The following is a 14,461-nucleotide window of genomic DNA, read 5'->3' as shown; positions in this document are numbered from 1 at the left end:
CATAGTCTCTGACGGGTGGCGGCATTCGGGCGGGACCTCGGCGACGGGTACACGCTGACGCTGCGCGACCTGACGACGGTCGACCCGGTGCTGGAGCTCGTGCGCGCGAACCTGGACCGGCTGCGTGCGGCCGAACCGTGGGCGTGGGACCCGCAGGACCGCGAGACCATCGGGCTGCACACCGAACGGCTGCTCGGCCAGTTCGCGATGGACCGCGCGCTCCCCTGCGTCATCCGGTCCGACGACCGGATCGTCGGGGTGGCGTCGTTGACCTTCGACCCGTACCTGGGCCAGGCGTCCCTCGGCTACTGGGTGGACGCCGGACACGAGGGCCGCGGCGTCGCGGGGCGGGCCGCCGGGGTCCTGGTCGAGGTCGCGCGGGCACGCGGCACCGCACGGCTCGAGATCCGGACCGGCGTCGACAACGTCCGCAGCCGCGCGCTCGCCGAGCGGCTCGGGTTCGCCCACGAGGGGACCCTGCGGGGCGCGCTGCCGCTCGGGCCCGTCCGCGCCGACGTCGCCGTCTACGGCCTGCTGCTCTAGGCGAGGATCCCCGCCTCCCCCGTGCGCGTACGTCAGGAGCCCTGCGTCGCGCCCTGCCAGACGGCGAACACACCGCCGACGACCGCAAGCACGAGCAGCAGGATCCAGACGGCGAGCGCGATGAGGTTCAGGAAGATCCCCCACCCTGCGCGACCACGGGCGAGCGGTTCCCGGCTCCGGGAAGCGACGCCCAGGCACAGCCCGACGATCGGTGCGACGAACGTCCATCCGGCGAGCAGCGAGCAGATCCCGAGGACCAGGCTCGCCGTCCCGAGACCGGTGCGGGGGGATTCCGAGTACGTGACCATGCACCCGACGCTACGGAACCGCTCGGGGTGCGTCGTCCCTCCAGGGCCTGATCCGGGTCCGACTGCGGACGGATGGTCACCCGCCGCCGGTATCGTCGGAGCATGGCCTTGTTCGGACGACGCAACCACGACGTGCGCGATCGACCCATCAGCCAGGTCGAACTGAAGCGTGCCGTCGACGAGGGCTTCCTCATCGCGAAGGCCGCGGTCACGATCGCGGTCGGCAACCGGATCATCACGAACGCGCTGCGTGACCAGGGCTACTTCGACCACGCACTGATCGCCGAGGCTGCGCGCGAGGAACTCCACCGCATGGCCGAGGAACAGCGTGGCGACGCTGCCCGCATGCGGGAGATCCGGTCGACGTCGAGCAAGTCGAAGGGTCGCTCACGCCACCAGCACGACTACCGCCGGGGCGACGACCTCAAGCTCCGCACGCGTGAGGCGACGTACGAGCAACTCGCGACGATGCTCGACAAGCGCCGCGACGACCAGCACTTCGTCGACGGCATCGTGCTCGCTGCCCGCGCCCGCGCCTGGGACGACATCGGCACCACGGTCGTCGGGCGTCTCGGCTGGGCCCAGCGTCCGGCCGACGACTACGAGATCGGCCGTGACGACCGCCTGCAGCAGATGCTCGACGAGGACTTCGCGACGTTGCTGGCCGAGCACCCCGTGGGCTCGACCCCGGTCGACGCCGACGAGCCCGACGACGCCGACGGCGACGAGGACGGCTCCGACCCCGCCGACCCCGACGTCGCCCGCCCCTGACCGGGACCACGCGCAGACACGAGTCCCTAGGCTCGGACCATGGTTGATGCGGTGGTCGTCGGTGCCGGACCGAACGGACTCGCGGCGGCGGTGACGCTCGCACGTGCGGGCCTGTCCGTCGAGGTCGTCGAGCGGAACGACACCATCGGCGGTGGTGCCCGCACCGCGGAGCTCACCCTGCCGGGGTTCCTGCACGACGTCTGCTCGGCCGTGCACCCGATGGCGCTGCAGTCCGAGTTCTTCCGGCTCTTCCGGATGGAGGAGCGCATCGAGCTCCGCCTGCCCGAGGTGCAGTACGGGCACCCGCTCGACGGCGGTCGCGCGGGCATCGCGTACCAGGACCTCGAGCGGACGGCCGCCGAGCTCGGTGTGGACGGCCCCGCCTTCCGGAACCTGATGGGCCCGCTCGCCCGTTCCGCCGACCAGGTCGCCGACTTCGCGACCGACGCCCTGCTGCACGTGCCACGGCACCCGCTCACGGTGCTGCGGTTCGGCCTGCGCGCCCTCGAGCAGGGCAGCAGCGCCTGGAACGCCCGCTTCCGGCAGGACGCCGCGCCGGCGATGGTCTCCGGTGTCGCCGCGCACTCCATCCAGCACATGCCCTCGCTGTCGACGGCCGCCGCGGCGCTGTCGCTCGGCGCCTACGCACACGCCCGCGGCTGGCCCGTGCCGATCGGCGGCAGCCAGTCGATCGTCGACGCGCTCGCCGACGACCTCGTCGCGCACGGCGGTCGCATCGTCACCGGGCACGAGGTCCGGTCGCTCGGCGACCTCACCCCGGCGAAGGCGGTGCTGTTCGACACGAGCGTGCCCGGCATGCTGCGGATCGCCGGTTCGCAGATCCCGACCCCGAAGCGCGGCGCGCTCCGCCGGTTCCGGTTCGGCAACGCGGCCGCGAAGGTCGACTTCGCACTGTCCGACCCGGTGCCGTGGACGAACGAGGCGCTGCGCAGGGCCGGCACCGTGCACATCGGCGGGACGCGAGCGGAGATCGCCGCGGCGGAGGGCTCGGTCGCGCACGGCCGGCACGCCGAACGGCCGTACGTGCTCGGCTCGGAGCCGACCGTCGTCGACCCGACCCGTGCGCCGGGGGGCAAGCACGTGTTCTGGGCCTACGCGCACGTGCCGGCGGGGTCCGACGTCGACCAGACCGAGGCGATCACGCGGCAGGTCGAGCGGTTCGCCCCGGGGTTCCGCGACACGATCCTGCAGTCGTCGAGCCGCACGGCGGCGCACATGTCGGACCACAACCCGAACTACGTCGGCGGCGACATCGCTGCCGGTGCTGCGAGCTTCTGGCAGCTCGTGAAGCGCCCGGTGCTGTCCAGCGACCCGTGGCGGATGGGCGGCGGCATGTACCTGTGCTCCGAGTCGTCCGCGCCCGGCCCCGGTGTGCACGGCATGGCTGGTTGGCGTGCCGCGAAGAGCGCGCTCCGGCACACCTTCGGGCTGCCCGACGACGTCGACCTCACCCCGGAAGGCTGAACACCATGGCCAAGAACGTCCGCATCCTGCACTGCTCGCCCGAGGACGTCTTCGACGTGCTCGCCGACGGCTGGCTCTACACGACCTGGGTGGTCGGCGCCTCACGCATGCGCGCGCAGGAGCCCGGGTGGCCGCAGGTCGGCACGCACCTGCACCACTCGTTCGGCGCGTGGCCGGTCGTCATCGACGACGTCACGACCTCGTTGGTGTGGGACCCGCCGCACCGCATGGTCATCCAGCCGAAGGGGTGGCCGATCGGCGAGGCACGCGTGGAACTGACCGTGGAGACGCACCGCAAGGGCTGCAAGGTGACGATCGTCGAGAACGCGGTCGCCGGTCCGGGCTCGTACGTCCCCGACTTCCTCATGCAGCCGCTCATCTGGGTCCGCAACCACGAGACGTTGCGCCGGCTCGGGTGGGTGGCCGTCGGACGCGCGGCGGACGCCTGAGACGTCCCCACGGACGGACGGGAGGCACGGTGCCAGCTGGCACCGTCCCTCCCGTCACGGCCGTCGTGCCGCTGGCGCGTCACGCCGGAACCGGCGTGTGGGGCCCACCTCCCGTCACGGCCGTCGTGCCGCTGGCGCGTCACGCCGGAACCGGCGTGTGGGGCCCACCTCCCGTCACGGCCGTCGTGCCGCTGGCGCGTCACGCCGGAACCGGCGTGTGGGGCCCACCTCCCGTCCGTCCTCGTGGTCGCGTCGACTACTCGGCGCGCGAGAACTCGCTGGCGCGCGCCACCTGGTCGTCGGTCAGGGCGACGCCCGTGTAGCGCTCGAACTGGCGTGCCGCCTGCAGCGCGATGACCTCGGCTCCGGTGATGACGTGCTTGCCGGCCTGGCGGCCGGCGCGGACCAGCGGGGTCTCCGACGGGAACGCGACCACGTCGAAGACCGTGTGGGCCGCCTCGATCCGGTCCTGGGCGAAGGCGAGCGCGTCCTGCTGGTCGCCGCGCATGCCGAGGGGCGTGACGTTGACGACCAGGTCGGTCTCCCCCGCCTCGCGCTCCTCGGCGACCCACTCGTAGCCGTACTGCGACGCGAGTGCCGGGCCGGTCTGCTCGTTGCGGGCGACGACCGTCAGGTGGTCGAAGCCGGCACCACGGAACGCCGCAGTGACGGCCTTCGCCATCCCGCCGGAACCGCGGAGCAGCACGCGCGACGCGGTGTCGACGTCGTGCGAGGCGAGCAGCGCGGCGATCGCCTCGTAGTCGGTGTTCGACGCGGTGAGCACGCCGTCGTCGTTCACGACCGTGTTCACCGACTGGATGGCGGCGGCGGACTCCTCGATGTGGTCGACGAGCGGGATGATCGCCTCCTTGAAGGGCATCGACACCGAGCAGCCTCGGATGCCGAGGGCACGGATGCCGGCCACGGCGCCGGGCAGGTCGGTCGTGGTGAACGCCTTGTACAGGAAGTTGAGCCCGAGCTCGTCGTACAGGAAGTTGTGGAACCGGGTGCCGATGTTGCTCGGCCGGGCCGCGAGCGACATGCAGACCTGCATGTCCTTGTTGAGGATGGGCATGTCGCCCAGTCTCCCACCGTCACGCCAATGGAGCGGTCCACGCGGACCGTTCGTCGTGCTCGGGGTACCGTCGGACGCGATGACTGAGATCCCGGAGACCATGCGCGCTGTCCGCTTCGACGAGTGGGGAGACCGGTCCGTGCTGCACGTCGCCGAGGTCCCCGTCCCCGAGGCCTCCGCCGGCCGGGTGCTCGTGCGCGTCCGCGCCGCCGGCATCAACCCCGGCGAGTCGGCGATCCGCCAGGGGCTGTTCGACGGCGGGTCCGCAGACGCGCTGCCGTCCGGACAGGGCACCGACTTCGCCGGCATCGTCGTCGCGGTCGGCGAGGGTGTCGACGGCGTCGACGAGGGCGAAGAGGTCCTCGGGTGGTCGTGGGACCGCGCGAGCCAGGCGGAGTACGTGTCGGTCCCGGCCGAACAGGTCGTGCAGAAGCCGCGACTGCTCGACTGGACCGTCGCCGGCGGGCTCGACATCGTCGCGACGACCGCGGCCGCCGCCGTCCGTGCCGTCGATCCCCGACCCGGCGAGACCGTCGTCGTGTCCGGGGCTGCCGGTGGTGTCGGCGGGTTCGTCACCCAACTGCTGACGAACGAGGGCATCGACGTCATCGCGATCGCGTCCGAGGCGAACCACGAGTGGCTCCGGTCGAAGCGAGCACGACCCGTCGCGTACGGCGAGGGCCTGCAGGAGCGGATCTCCGAACTCGCGACCAACGGCATCGACGCCGTCATCGACACCTACGGACCCGAGTACGTGCACCTGGGGATCGCCCTGGGCGTGCCGGTCGACCGCATCGAGACGATCATCGCGTTCGAGGCTGCCGCCGAGGTCGGTGCGAAGGCATCCGGCAGTGCGGACACGGCCGACCCGGAGATCCTCGGCGCCCTCGCGATGCAGGTGGCGAACGGCGAGGTCGAGGTGCCGATCGCGGCGACCTACCCGCTCGACCGGGTGCAGGACGCGTACGAGCAGCTCGAGCAGCGGCACACCCGCGGGAAGATCGTGCTGATCCCCTGACGGGCATCGGTGGTCGGGGCCCGGGCGTCGGGAGTCGTTCAGGGGTCGTTCGGGGGTTGTCCCCACCGTGCTCCGGGGTACTGCCCGGATGCCCTTGCTCGTCGCTGGTGCGTAGCGTCGTCCCCATGAGCACACTCTCCCGTCCCCGTAACGGCCGCATCCTCGCCGGTGTCTGCGCCGGCCTCGCCGATCGCTTCGGCCTCTCCCGCACCCTCGTCCGCATCGGCTGGGTGATCCTGAGCCTCTTCCCCGGCCCCTTGTGGATCGCCTACGTCGTCCTGTGGTTCGTGGTGCCGGCCGAGGGCAACGCCCGCCGCTAGCCCTCGGCGCGGCCAGTCCGAGACCCGGTCCGTCCGGACGGGTTAGTGTGACGGCGTGCCGGTCTCCGTCTTCGATCTGTTCAGCGTGGGTGTCGGTCCCTCGAGCTCGCACACCGTCGGGCCGATGCGGGCCGGTGCCGAGTTCGCCACCCTGGTGGCCGGGCTCCCGGTCGCGTCCCTCGCCGTCGACCTGTACGGCTCGCTCGCGTCGACCGGGCAGGGCCACGGCACCCTCGGCGCCGTGGTCGCCGGCCTGATGGGGTCCCATCCCGAGACCGTCGACCCGGATGCGATGTCAGCGGCGCTCGATGCTCTCGAACAGGACGGCGTGCTCCGACTCGACGGCGGAGCGACCGTGCCGTTCCGGCTCGCCGACATCGTGCTGCACCCCCTGACCATGCTGCCCCGGCACCCGAACGCCATGCGGCTGCGCGCCCGTGACGCGTCCGGTGCCGACCTGGCCGACGAGACCTACTACTCGATCGGCGGCGGCTTCATCGCGCGCGACAGCGAGGACGAGGGCGACGGGGCCGTCGTCGCGGGCGCGGCGATCCCCGTCGACGACCGTGTCCCGTTCCCGTTCTCGAGCGGCGCCGAACTGCTGGCCGCCTGTGCCGCGTCCGGTCTGCCGATCAGCGGGGTGGCGCTCGCCAACGAGTCGGTCACCCGGACCGACGCCGACGTCCGCACCGGACTGCTCGGCATCCACGCCGTCATGGAGTCGTGCGTCGAGCGCTCCGTCCGACGGGACGGCTGCCTGCCCGGCGGCCTCGACGTCCGCCGCCGCGCCAGCACCTGGCACGAGCAGCTCACCCGCGAGGACCCCGACCACGACCCGCTGTTCGCCATGGAGTGGGTGAACCTCGTCGCCATGGCGGTGAACGAGGAGAACGCCACCGGTGGCCGGGTCGTCACCGCACCCACCAACGGTGCCGCCGGCATCATCCCCGCGGTCCTGTACTACGCGCTGACGTACGTCCCCGCGATCACCGCCGCCGACCGGGACGACGCCGTGGTGCGGTTCCTGCTCACCGCGGGCGCCATCGGCTCGATCTACAAGGAGCGTGCGTCGATCTCCGGCGCCGAGGTCGGGTGCCAGGGCGAGGTCGGATCCGCTGCCTCGATGGCGGCCGCCGGGCTCGCCGAGGTCCTCGGGGGCACACCGGAACAGGTCGAGAACGCTGCCGAGATCGCCATGGAGCACAACCTGGGGCTGACGTGCGACCCCATCGGCGGCCTGGTGCAGATCCCGTGCATCGAGCGGAACGCGATCGCGGCGAACAAGGCGATCAACGCCGCACGGATGGCCCTGCGCGGGGACGGTGTGCACCACGTGTCACTCGACCAGGTCGTCGAGACGATGCGGCAGACCGGGGCGGACATGTCGTCGAAGTACAAGGAGACCGCCATGGGCGGGCTCGCGGTGAACGTCCCGCTCTGCTGAACGGGCTCCCTGCCGCTGCTCCCGCTCAGCCGTGCAGGAGCGTCAGCAGTCGTGCGGTCTCGGTGGAGATCGCCTCGCGCCCCGCCGACACGTACTTCCGCGGGTCGACCAGGTCGGGTCGCTCGTCGAGCACGCTGCGCAGGGCACGGGTGAACAGGCCGTTCAGGTGCGTCGAGATGTTGATCTTCGTCATGCCGGCGCGCACCGCCCCGCGCAGTTCGTCGTCGGACAGCCCCGACGAGCCGTGCAGGACCAACGGGACCGGTACCGCGTCGCGCAGGCGTTCCACCAGGTCGCGGTCGACCGAGGCCTCGCGGGTCTGCATCGCGTGCGACGTCCCGACGGCGACGGCCAGGGCGTCCACCCCGGTGTCGGCCACGAACGCGGCGGCGTCGGTCGGGTCGGTGCGGACGCCGGGAGCGTGCACACCGTCCTTGCCGCCCACTTCGCCGAGCTCGGCCTCGATGGCGACGCCGGCGGCGTGACACCGCACCGCGAGGTCGTGGGTGGCGGCGACGTTCGCCGCGAAGTCAAGGTGGGAGCCGTCGTACATGACGGAGTCCACGCCGAGGTCGATCCCGGCGGCGACGAGGTCCGGGTCCTCGATGTGGTCGAGGTGGACCAGGACGTCGACGTCGGCGGCCCGGGCGATCGCCTGGGTCGCGGTCGTGATCGGCGCGAGCCCACCGTGGTACCGGACGCAGTTCTCGCTGATCTGCAGGACGACGGGCAGCCCGGCCTGCTCGGCCCCGGTGACGATGGCCTCGGCGTGCTCGAGCAGGACGACGTTGAACGCGCCGACCCCACGGTGTGCCGTGCGGGCGGTGTCGAGCAGGCCGGTCAGGGCCAGGTCGGTGATCATGCTGGGGTCCTCGTTCGGTCGGGGTGGGTCAGGAAGCGGTGGACGTCGGCGGGGTCCACCTCGCCAGCCACCGGGCGCAGGACGGCGGCGGCCCCGTGGGCGGCGGCGGACCGGAGGGCCCGGAGCAGGGTGTCGTCGGCGAACGGCGCACCGGGTCCCTGCCGGGTACCCGCGCCGACCAGAGCGCCGACCAGACCGGCGGTCGCCGCGTCGCCCGCGCCCGTCGGGTTGCCGGACACACCGGGCACCGCCGGGACCTCGAGCACGTGGTCCGCGGTGTGGGCGGCGATGCCGTGCGCCCCGCGGGAGACCACCACGACACCGGCACCGAGTTCCAGCAGCCGGAGCGCGCCGGCACGTTCGTCCGTGGCACCGGTGGCCTCGAGCAGTTCCTCGCGGTTCGGCTTGCAGACCGTGGCGCCGGCGCTCGCCGCCGCCAGCAGCGCAGCACCGGAGCAGTCCACGATGCTCAGGACGCCGTGCCCGTGCGCCGTGGCGACCCAGCTCGCGACGACGTCGGGCGCGGTTCCGCTGGGCAGCGAACCGGACACGACGAGGGCGGAGGTGTCGGCGTCGGCGAGCAGTCCGCCGACCGCCGTGGCGACGGCGTCCCACTCGACGGCCGTGAGCACCGGGCCGGGCTCGCCGAACATCGTCGGGTGGGCGATGTCGTCGACCACGGTGACCGTCGTGCGGGTCGTACCGGACACCACGACGTCGGTGTGGTCCAGGCCCAGGCGGTCGAGCGCGGTCGAGATCCAGCGGCCGGGCGTCTCTCCGAGGGGCAGGACCGCGTGCGTCGCGACACCCATCGCCGCCAGGACCCGGCCGACGTTCAGGCCCTTGCCACCCGGGTGCCGCGCGACGTCGAGCACCCGCTGGGTCTCGCCGATGCGCTGTTCGGCGACCCGGTACGTGACGTCGACGGCGGGGTTCGGTGTGACGACGACGATCACGCGACCACCGCCGGTGTCAGGGGGCTCCGCACCGAACCGGTGTCGGGGTCGAGGACGAGGAGGTCGGCGGGCGCGCCGACGGTGAGCGGCGCCGGCCGACCGAGTAGCCGAGCCGCGCGGGTGGCAGAGGCGGCGACGACCTCGGGCACCGCGACCCCGCTCGTCAGCAGCCGGCGGACCGCGTCGGCGACGGTGATCGTGCTGCCCGCCAACGAGGACCCGTCGGCGAGCATCGCGACACCGCCGCGGACGGAGACCGCGGACCCGGCGATGGTGTGGTCGCCGTCGGGGCAGCCCGTCGCCGACATCGCGTCGGACACGAGGACCAGGCGGTCCGGTGCGCTCCGCTGGACGAGCCCGATCGTGGTCGGGTCGAGGTGGTGCCCGTCGACGATGCACTCGAGCAGGACCCGGTCGTCGGTCAGGGCGACCCCGACCGGCCCGGGCAAGCGATGGTGCAGCGGCGGCATGCCGTTGAACAGGTGCGTGACGAGCGTGGCGCCGGCGTCGATCGCACGGCGGGTCTGCTCGGCGGAGGCGTCGGTGTGTCCGATCGCCACGACGATCCCGGCGGCGACGAACCGCGCCACGGTCTCCAGGGCGCCGGGGAGCTCGGGGGCGAGCGTGACGATCCGCAGCGCGCCGTCGGCGGCCGCCAGGTACGCCTCGACCTCGCGGGGGTCCGGGGCGTGGAGCAGGTCCATCCGGTGGGCTCCGCGGCGGGCCGGGGACAGCCACGGCCCTTCGAGGTGCAGGCCCGCCAGCGTCCCGTCCGAGGTGAGTGGGCGCAGGCGCGTGAGCGCTGCGACGGTGTCGTCGGGGCGTCCGGTCGCGATCGAGGCGACGAGGGTCGTGGTCCCCCGGGACCGGTGGTGCGCCGCCGCTGCCCGGGCGTCCTCCGTGGAACAGGTCGCGAAGTCGTGGCCGAGGGCGCCGTGGGCGTGCAGGTCGACGAAGCCCGGCACGACGGTGCCCTCGACGGTGACCCCAGTGCCTGCGCGTGGCGGTGTGCCGGTACCGACCGAGAGCACGGTGGCGTCGTCGCCGAGGAGGACCCAGCCGTGGTGCAGGTCGTGGGCAGCGGTCACGATGCGCGGCGCGCGGACGAGCGTGGTCACAGCAGGACCCCGCTCTCGAGCAGCCGCCGAGCGAGCAGGCCCGCGCCGATGGCTCCGGCGGCGTCGCCGTGGGCGGCCGGCAGGACCTCCGGAGCGCGGACCCCGACGAGCCGTTCGGCCACCGCCGTGCGCAGCGGCCCGAACAGCAGCGGGCCGGACTCGGCGAGTCCCCCGCCGACGATGACGGTGTGGCACCCGGCGACCGCGGTCGTCCACGCGAGCGCGTCAGCGAGGACGGCGACGCAGTCGTCCCAGACGGCGGTCGCCACGGGGTCGCCGTCGCGTACCCGGAGCATGGCTGCGTGCGCCGATGCGGAGCCGGAGCGGCGTGCGACTCCCCCGGCCGACGCGATCTCCTCGACCCGGAGCCCCGCGTGCGGTCCGGACGGGATCAGCACCTGGCCGATCTCCCCCGCCCATCCGCCCCCGGACACCACCTGGCCGTCGACGACCAGCGCACTGGCCAGCCCGGTGCCGACGGGCACGAAGGCGACCGATCCGCGGGACAGCGCCGTGTCGCCGATGTGGGTCTCGGCGAGGGCGCCGGCGCGGACGTCGTGGCCGAAGGCGATCGGGACGTCGATGCCGCGGCGGACGAGCTCGGCCTGCACGAGGCCACGGATCGGCACGTCCTGCCATCCGAGGTTCACCGCGAGGACGACGGTGCCGGCGGCCTCGTCGACGACACCCGGCGTGACGAGCCCGACGGCGTCGAGACGACCGCGCTCGAGCGCCCGCGCCGCCAGGTCGGCGACGGTGACGGCCAGTCGGTCCCCCGACGGGTCGTCGCGCGGCGTCGGGACCCGGGTCTCGTCCAGGACGAGTCCGTCGGTGTCGGTCAGCCGAGCCTTGGTGCCCGTGCCGCCGACGTCGACCCCGAGCACCGCGCCTGCGCCCGCCATCAGGTGAGGATGACCGACCGCGTCAGCGAACGGGGGTTGTCCGGGTCCAGCCCGCGACCCTCGGCCAGGGCGACGGCGAACCGGTGCACGACGACGAGCCCGGCGATCGGGTCGAGGTCGTGCTGCACGAAGCGCGCACCGGTGGCGGCGACCTCGTCGGAGAGCCCCTGCGGCGCGGCACCGAGCGACCAGACGAGCCGGCCGGGCTGCGCGATGGCGATCGGCCCGTGCCGGTAGTCCATCGCCGGGTAGGACTCGGCCCAGAACTGTGCGGCCTCCCGCGTCTTGAGCGCGGCCTCGAACGTCAGACCGACGGCGGCACCACGGCCCACGAAGGAGACCTGCTCGGCGTCGAGCAGGTCGTCGATCGGCACCGTCAGGGCGGTCTCGGCCTGGGTGGCGAGGGCATCGACGTCGTCGCCGATCGAGGCGCGCAGCAGGGCGAGCGCCGTGGTGGCGAACCGGGTCTGCACGACGGAGCGCTCGTCGGCGAAGGGCAGTGCGACCACGTCGTCGGCGACGGCTGCGGCGGGGCTGTCCGCGACGGCCGTGATCAGGACGGTGCGCTGCGACGGCAGGGCCTGCAGCAGGTCGACGATCTCGGTCGTGGTGCCCGAGCGGCTGATGGTGAGCACGCGGTCGTACTCGCGCGATGCGGGGTACTCGGAGCCGGCGAAGGCGTCGGTGACCCCGAGGCCGGCCTGCTCACGGGCGACGGCGTAGCTCATCGCGATGAACCAGCTCGTGCCGCAGCCGATCACCGCGACGCGTTCGCCCGGCTGGGGGAGCGCGTCCGAGAAGGTCGGCAGGAGTGCTGCGGCAGCGCGCCAGGTCTCCGGCTGGGAGGCCAGTTCGGCGCTCACGAAGGTGTCGGTCATGGGAGCCTTCCGGTCCGGTTCGATCCGGGTGATCGATGATCAGGAAGCGTAGCGAGCGATCGTGCGCGATGGAAGACCAAAGCGTCAATTCCGATCACCGAGCGGTCGCGACGGCACCGTAAGATGGCCGTCATGACCCCCCAACAGCGGCTGAACGCCCTGCTCGAACTGGTGAGCGAACGCGGCAACGTGTCGATCGCCGAGATCGGGGAGCTGCTGGGGATCTCGGCGGCGACGGCCCGACGCGACCTCACGACGCTCGCCGACCAGCGGCTCGTGACGCGCACGCACGGGGGAGCAGCGGCGCTCGGGGCCGGCTACGAACTGCCCCTGCAGTACAAGATCGCACGCCAGGCCGAGGCGAAGACCGCCATCGCCCGCGCCGCCGCTCGACTGGTGCAGCCCGGCGAGACCGTCGGGCTCAACGGCGGTACCACCACGACCGAGGTCGCTCGTGAACTCGGCAAGAGCGAGCGCTTCATCCGGGCCGACGGCGAGTTCGGGATCACCATCGTGACGAACGCGCTCAACGTCGGCTACGAGCTGTCCGTCCGCGCCAACGTCAAGATCGTGGTCACGGGCGGGGTGGCGCGGCGGCAGTCGTACGAGCTCGTCGGACCGCTCGTCCGGGACACCCTCGACGAGTTCGCGCTCGACCTCGTGGTCCTCGGGGTGGACGGCCTGACCGGGCAGTACGGCGCCACGACCATGCACGAGGGCGAGGCCGAGGTCAGTCGGCACTTCGCGTCGGTCGGGCGACGGGTCATCGTGGTCGCCGACTCGACCAAGATCGAGCGGTCGACCTTCGCCAGGATCTGCCCGCTGGACCGCATCGACGTCCTGGTCACCGACCAGCCCGTCCCGCCGGCCTTCGCAGCCGACCTCGCCAGCGCCGGCGTGGAGCTCGTCGTCGCCGACTGAGCAGGCGGACGAGCGCCCGTATCCCGGGGCGCGACGTTTCGATCGTGTAAAACCCTCCCGCCGTGGACCCATGAGCGATCCGTGAGCGCCTATTGTGCATTCATGATCGATTCGGCATCATGGGCGTCACAATCACGCAAGGGAGCGAGATGAGCATGGGCGTTGACAACGGGATCCTCCGCGTCGCGGTGATCGGCATGGGCCAGCGGTCCGCCATCGCACGGCACGTCGCCGAGGCGGTCGCCGCGGACCCGGCACTGCGGGCGCAGGTCGTCGCCGTGGCGGACGTCACCGCAGCGGGCCGCGAGCGCGGGCGGGCCGAGTACCCCGACGCGCTGGTGGTCGAACACCACCGGGACCTCACCGGCCATGTCGACGCCGCGATCGTGACCACCCCGGACCGCACGCACGCCGAGATCGCGATCGACCTGCTCCGCGCGGGCATCGCCGTCTACCTCGAGAAGCCCCTCGCCATCACGGTCGAGGATGCCGACGCGGTCCTCAACACCGCCGCCGAGACGGGCACCCCGCTCTACGTCGGCCACAACTTCCGTCACGCGGCCGTCGTCCGCCTGATGCGCGAGATCGTCGACCGCGGCGAGATCGGCGAGGTCAAGGCCGTCTGGTGCCGGCACTTCGTCGGCAACGGCGGGGACTACTACTTCAAGGACTGGCACGCCAACCGCGCGAACGTCAACTCCCTGCTCCTGCAGAAGGCCAGCCACGACCTGGACGTCATCCACGCGCTGGGCGGCGGTGACACCAGCCGCGTCGTCGGCATGGGCTCGCTGTCCGTCTACGGTGACGTCACCGACCGGAGAGACCGCAGCGGCGAGCTGATGGGGGACTGGTTCTCCCACGACAACTGGCCGCCGCTCGCCCAGACCGGGCTCAACCCCGTCGTCGACGTCGAGGACGTCTCGATGGTCATGATGACGCTCGACAACGGTGTGCAGGCCAGCTACGAGCAGTGCCACTTCACCCCGGACTACTGGCGGAACTACACGGTCATCGGCACCGAGGGCCGCCTCGAGAACATCGGCGACACCGGCGGTGGCGTCGTGAAGGTCTGGACGCACCGTCGTGGCTGGGACACCGCGGGGGACCGCGAGTACCCGATCGACGGCGTCGAGGACGGCCACGCCGACGCCGACCTGATCACCATGACCGAGTTCCTGCGCTCCGTCGCCCTCGGCGAACCGACGGAGCTGTCCCCGATCGCGGCGCGCGCCGCGGTCGCCGCCGGTGCCCTGGCGACCCGCTCGCTGCGCACCGGCTCCGTCCCGATCGACGTCCCGCCGCTGCCGGCCGAGACGATCGCGCACTTCAGCCGGCCCGCCACACCCTCCACACGACCCGCTCCGCACACCACCCACCCCGCCCAGACCGTCGGTTCCTGACGGCCGTGCGA

16 protein-coding genes are annotated in these 14,461 nt (G+C 72.7%); 9 read left to right on the top strand and 7 right to left on the bottom strand.

The window, feature by feature from the left end; translation table 11 throughout:
- Positions 1-15: 15 nt before the first annotated feature.
- Complete coding sequence (locus tag ACXKZB_RS18450; RefSeq protein WP_111083574.1) at positions 16-543, top strand: GNAT family N-acetyltransferase; 528 nt, start codon at positions 16-18, stop codon at positions 541-543.
- Between the two features lie 32 nt (positions 544-575).
- On the opposite strand, the gene ACXKZB_RS18445 is transcribed toward ACXKZB_RS18450, so the two are convergent.
- Entirely contained in the window at positions 576-851 is a 276-nt protein-coding gene (locus tag ACXKZB_RS18445) for a hypothetical protein (protein WP_488824121.1), read from the bottom strand.
- Between the two features lie 102 nt (positions 852-953).
- Here ACXKZB_RS18445 and ACXKZB_RS18440 point away from each other — a divergent pair, with 102 nt between their 5' ends.
- From ACXKZB_RS18440 to ACXKZB_RS18430, 3 genes are read left to right on the top strand one after another with little or no spacing between them, the layout of a single operon-like run.
- Positions 954-1,622, top strand: coding sequence for a hypothetical protein (locus ACXKZB_RS18440; RefSeq protein WP_111083572.1), 669 nt, complete (start codon positions 954-956; stop codon positions 1,620-1,622).
- Between the two features lie 39 nt (positions 1,623-1,661).
- On the top strand, positions 1,662-3,107 hold the full coding sequence (locus tag ACXKZB_RS18435) for a phytoene desaturase family protein (RefSeq protein WP_456795152.1): 1,446 nt from the start codon (positions 1,662-1,664) through the stop codon (positions 3,105-3,107).
- 5 nt (positions 3,108-3,112) lie between these two features.
- Positions 3,113-3,556 carry an SRPBCC family protein gene (locus ACXKZB_RS18430; protein WP_488824120.1) on the top strand — a complete coding sequence of 148 codons (444 nt, stop codon included), beginning with the start codon at positions 3,113-3,115 and terminating at the stop codon, positions 3,554-3,556.
- 256 nt (positions 3,557-3,812) lie between these two features.
- On the opposite strand, the gene ACXKZB_RS18425 is transcribed toward ACXKZB_RS18430, so the two are convergent.
- Positions 3,813-4,631, bottom strand: a complete 819-nt coding sequence (locus tag ACXKZB_RS18425; protein ID WP_222658885.1) for a shikimate 5-dehydrogenase — start codon at positions 4,629-4,631, stop codon at positions 3,813-3,815.
- Positions 4,632-4,710: 79 nt separating this feature from the next.
- Between ACXKZB_RS18425 and ACXKZB_RS18420 the strand changes: the two genes are divergently transcribed.
- From ACXKZB_RS18420 to ACXKZB_RS18410, 3 genes are all read left to right on the top strand, one after another.
- Positions 4,711-5,649 carry an NADP-dependent oxidoreductase gene (locus ACXKZB_RS18420; protein ID WP_488824119.1) on the top strand — a complete coding sequence of 313 codons (939 nt, stop codon included), beginning with the start codon at positions 4,711-4,713 and terminating at the stop codon, positions 5,647-5,649.
- Between the two features lie 125 nt (positions 5,650-5,774).
- Positions 5,775-5,969, top strand: a complete 195-nt coding sequence (locus tag ACXKZB_RS18415; RefSeq protein WP_123311541.1) for a PspC domain-containing protein — start codon at positions 5,775-5,777, stop codon at positions 5,967-5,969.
- A 55-nt stretch (positions 5,970-6,024) separates the two neighbouring features.
- The gene (locus ACXKZB_RS18410) at positions 6,025-7,413 is read left to right on the top strand and encodes an L-serine ammonia-lyase (protein WP_488824118.1); all 1,389 of its coding nucleotides are present in this window, start codon (positions 6,025-6,027) and stop codon (positions 7,411-7,413) included.
- Between the two features lie 25 nt (positions 7,414-7,438).
- On the opposite strand, the gene ACXKZB_RS18405 is transcribed toward ACXKZB_RS18410, so the two are convergent.
- Genes ACXKZB_RS18405 through ACXKZB_RS18385 form a run of 5 tightly spaced genes read right to left on the bottom strand, consistent with a single transcriptional unit; the run spans position 7,439 to position 12,129 of the window.
- Positions 7,439-8,275 carry a class II fructose-bisphosphate aldolase gene (locus ACXKZB_RS18405; RefSeq protein WP_488824117.1) on the bottom strand — a complete coding sequence of 279 codons (837 nt, stop codon included), beginning with the start codon at positions 8,273-8,275 and terminating at the stop codon, positions 7,439-7,441.
- Complete coding sequence (locus ACXKZB_RS18400; RefSeq protein ID WP_488824116.1) at positions 8,272-9,231, bottom strand: 1-phosphofructokinase family hexose kinase; 960 nt, start codon at positions 9,229-9,231, stop codon at positions 8,272-8,274. The genes ACXKZB_RS18405 and ACXKZB_RS18400 overlap by 4 nt, the downstream gene beginning before the upstream one ends.
- Complete coding sequence (nagA, locus tag ACXKZB_RS18395; RefSeq protein WP_488824115.1) at positions 9,228-10,349, bottom strand: N-acetylglucosamine-6-phosphate deacetylase; 1,122 nt, start codon at positions 10,347-10,349, stop codon at positions 9,228-9,230. Before nagA ends, ACXKZB_RS18400 begins: the two co-directional genes overlap by 4 nt.
- Positions 10,346-11,251 (bottom strand): ROK family protein, encoded by a 906-nt coding sequence (locus tag ACXKZB_RS18390; protein ID WP_488824114.1) that lies wholly within the window; start codon positions 11,249-11,251, stop codon positions 10,346-10,348. The genes nagA and ACXKZB_RS18390 overlap by 4 nt, the downstream gene beginning before the upstream one ends.
- Positions 11,251-12,129: an SIS domain-containing protein gene (locus ACXKZB_RS18385; protein WP_222658878.1), complete on the bottom strand. Its 879-nt coding sequence runs from the start codon at positions 12,127-12,129 to the stop codon at positions 11,251-11,253. The genes ACXKZB_RS18390 and ACXKZB_RS18385 overlap by 1 nt, the downstream gene beginning before the upstream one ends.
- A 132-nt stretch (positions 12,130-12,261) precedes the next feature.
- Here ACXKZB_RS18385 and ACXKZB_RS18380 point away from each other — a divergent pair, with 132 nt between their 5' ends.
- Together ACXKZB_RS18380 and ACXKZB_RS18375 are read left to right on the top strand one after the other, a co-directional pair.
- Complete coding sequence (locus tag ACXKZB_RS18380; RefSeq protein WP_165901013.1) at positions 12,262-13,050, top strand: DeoR/GlpR family DNA-binding transcription regulator; 789 nt, start codon at positions 12,262-12,264, stop codon at positions 13,048-13,050.
- 149 nt (positions 13,051-13,199) lie between these two features.
- Positions 13,200-14,450, top strand: a complete 1,251-nt coding sequence (locus tag ACXKZB_RS18375) for a Gfo/Idh/MocA family protein (protein ID WP_488824113.1) — start codon at positions 13,200-13,202, stop codon at positions 14,448-14,450.
- Positions 14,451-14,461 lie beyond the last annotated feature (11 nt).

The organism is Curtobacterium sp. ABR8, assembly GCF_057812125.1.
This window is presented reverse-complemented; position numbering and strand designations above follow the sequence as displayed.

What these genes read in the sequence shown, in the direction of transcription:
- ACXKZB_RS18445 (WP_488824121.1), bottom strand. Translation starts at nt 851, where the DNA reads ATGGTCACGTACTCGGAATCCCCCCGCACCGGTCTCGGGACGGCGAGC.
- ACXKZB_RS18440 (WP_111083572.1), top strand. Translation starts at nt 954, where the DNA reads ATGGCCTTGTTCGGACGACGCAACCACGACGTGCGCGATCGACCCATC.
- ACXKZB_RS18435 (WP_456795152.1), top strand. Translation starts at nt 1,662, where the DNA reads ATGGTTGATGCGGTGGTCGTCGGTGCCGGACCGAACGGACTCGCGGCG.
- ACXKZB_RS18430 (WP_488824120.1), top strand. Translation starts at nt 3,113, where the DNA reads ATGGCCAAGAACGTCCGCATCCTGCACTGCTCGCCCGAGGACGTCTTC.
- ACXKZB_RS18425 (WP_222658885.1), bottom strand. Translation starts at nt 4,631, where the DNA reads ATGCCCATCCTCAACAAGGACATGCAGGTCTGCATGTCGCTCGCGGCC.
- ACXKZB_RS18420 (WP_488824119.1), top strand. Translation starts at nt 4,711, where the DNA reads ATGACTGAGATCCCGGAGACCATGCGCGCTGTCCGCTTCGACGAGTGG.
- ACXKZB_RS18415 (WP_123311541.1), top strand. Translation starts at nt 5,775, where the DNA reads ATGAGCACACTCTCCCGTCCCCGTAACGGCCGCATCCTCGCCGGTGTC.
- ACXKZB_RS18405 (WP_488824117.1), bottom strand. Translation starts at nt 8,275, where the DNA reads ATGATCACCGACCTGGCCCTGACCGGCCTGCTCGACACCGCCCGCACG.
- ACXKZB_RS18390 (WP_488824114.1), bottom strand. Translation starts at nt 11,251, where the DNA reads ATGGCGGGCGCAGGCGCGGTGCTCGGGGTCGACGTCGGCGGCACGGGC.
- ACXKZB_RS18385 (WP_222658878.1), bottom strand. Translation starts at nt 12,129, where the DNA reads ATGACCGACACCTTCGTGAGCGCCGAACTGGCCTCCCAGCCGGAGACC.
- ACXKZB_RS18380 (WP_165901013.1), top strand. Translation starts at nt 12,262, where the DNA reads ATGACCCCCCAACAGCGGCTGAACGCCCTGCTCGAACTGGTGAGCGAA.
- ACXKZB_RS18375 (WP_488824113.1), top strand. Translation starts at nt 13,200, where the DNA reads ATGAGCATGGGCGTTGACAACGGGATCCTCCGCGTCGCGGTGATCGGC.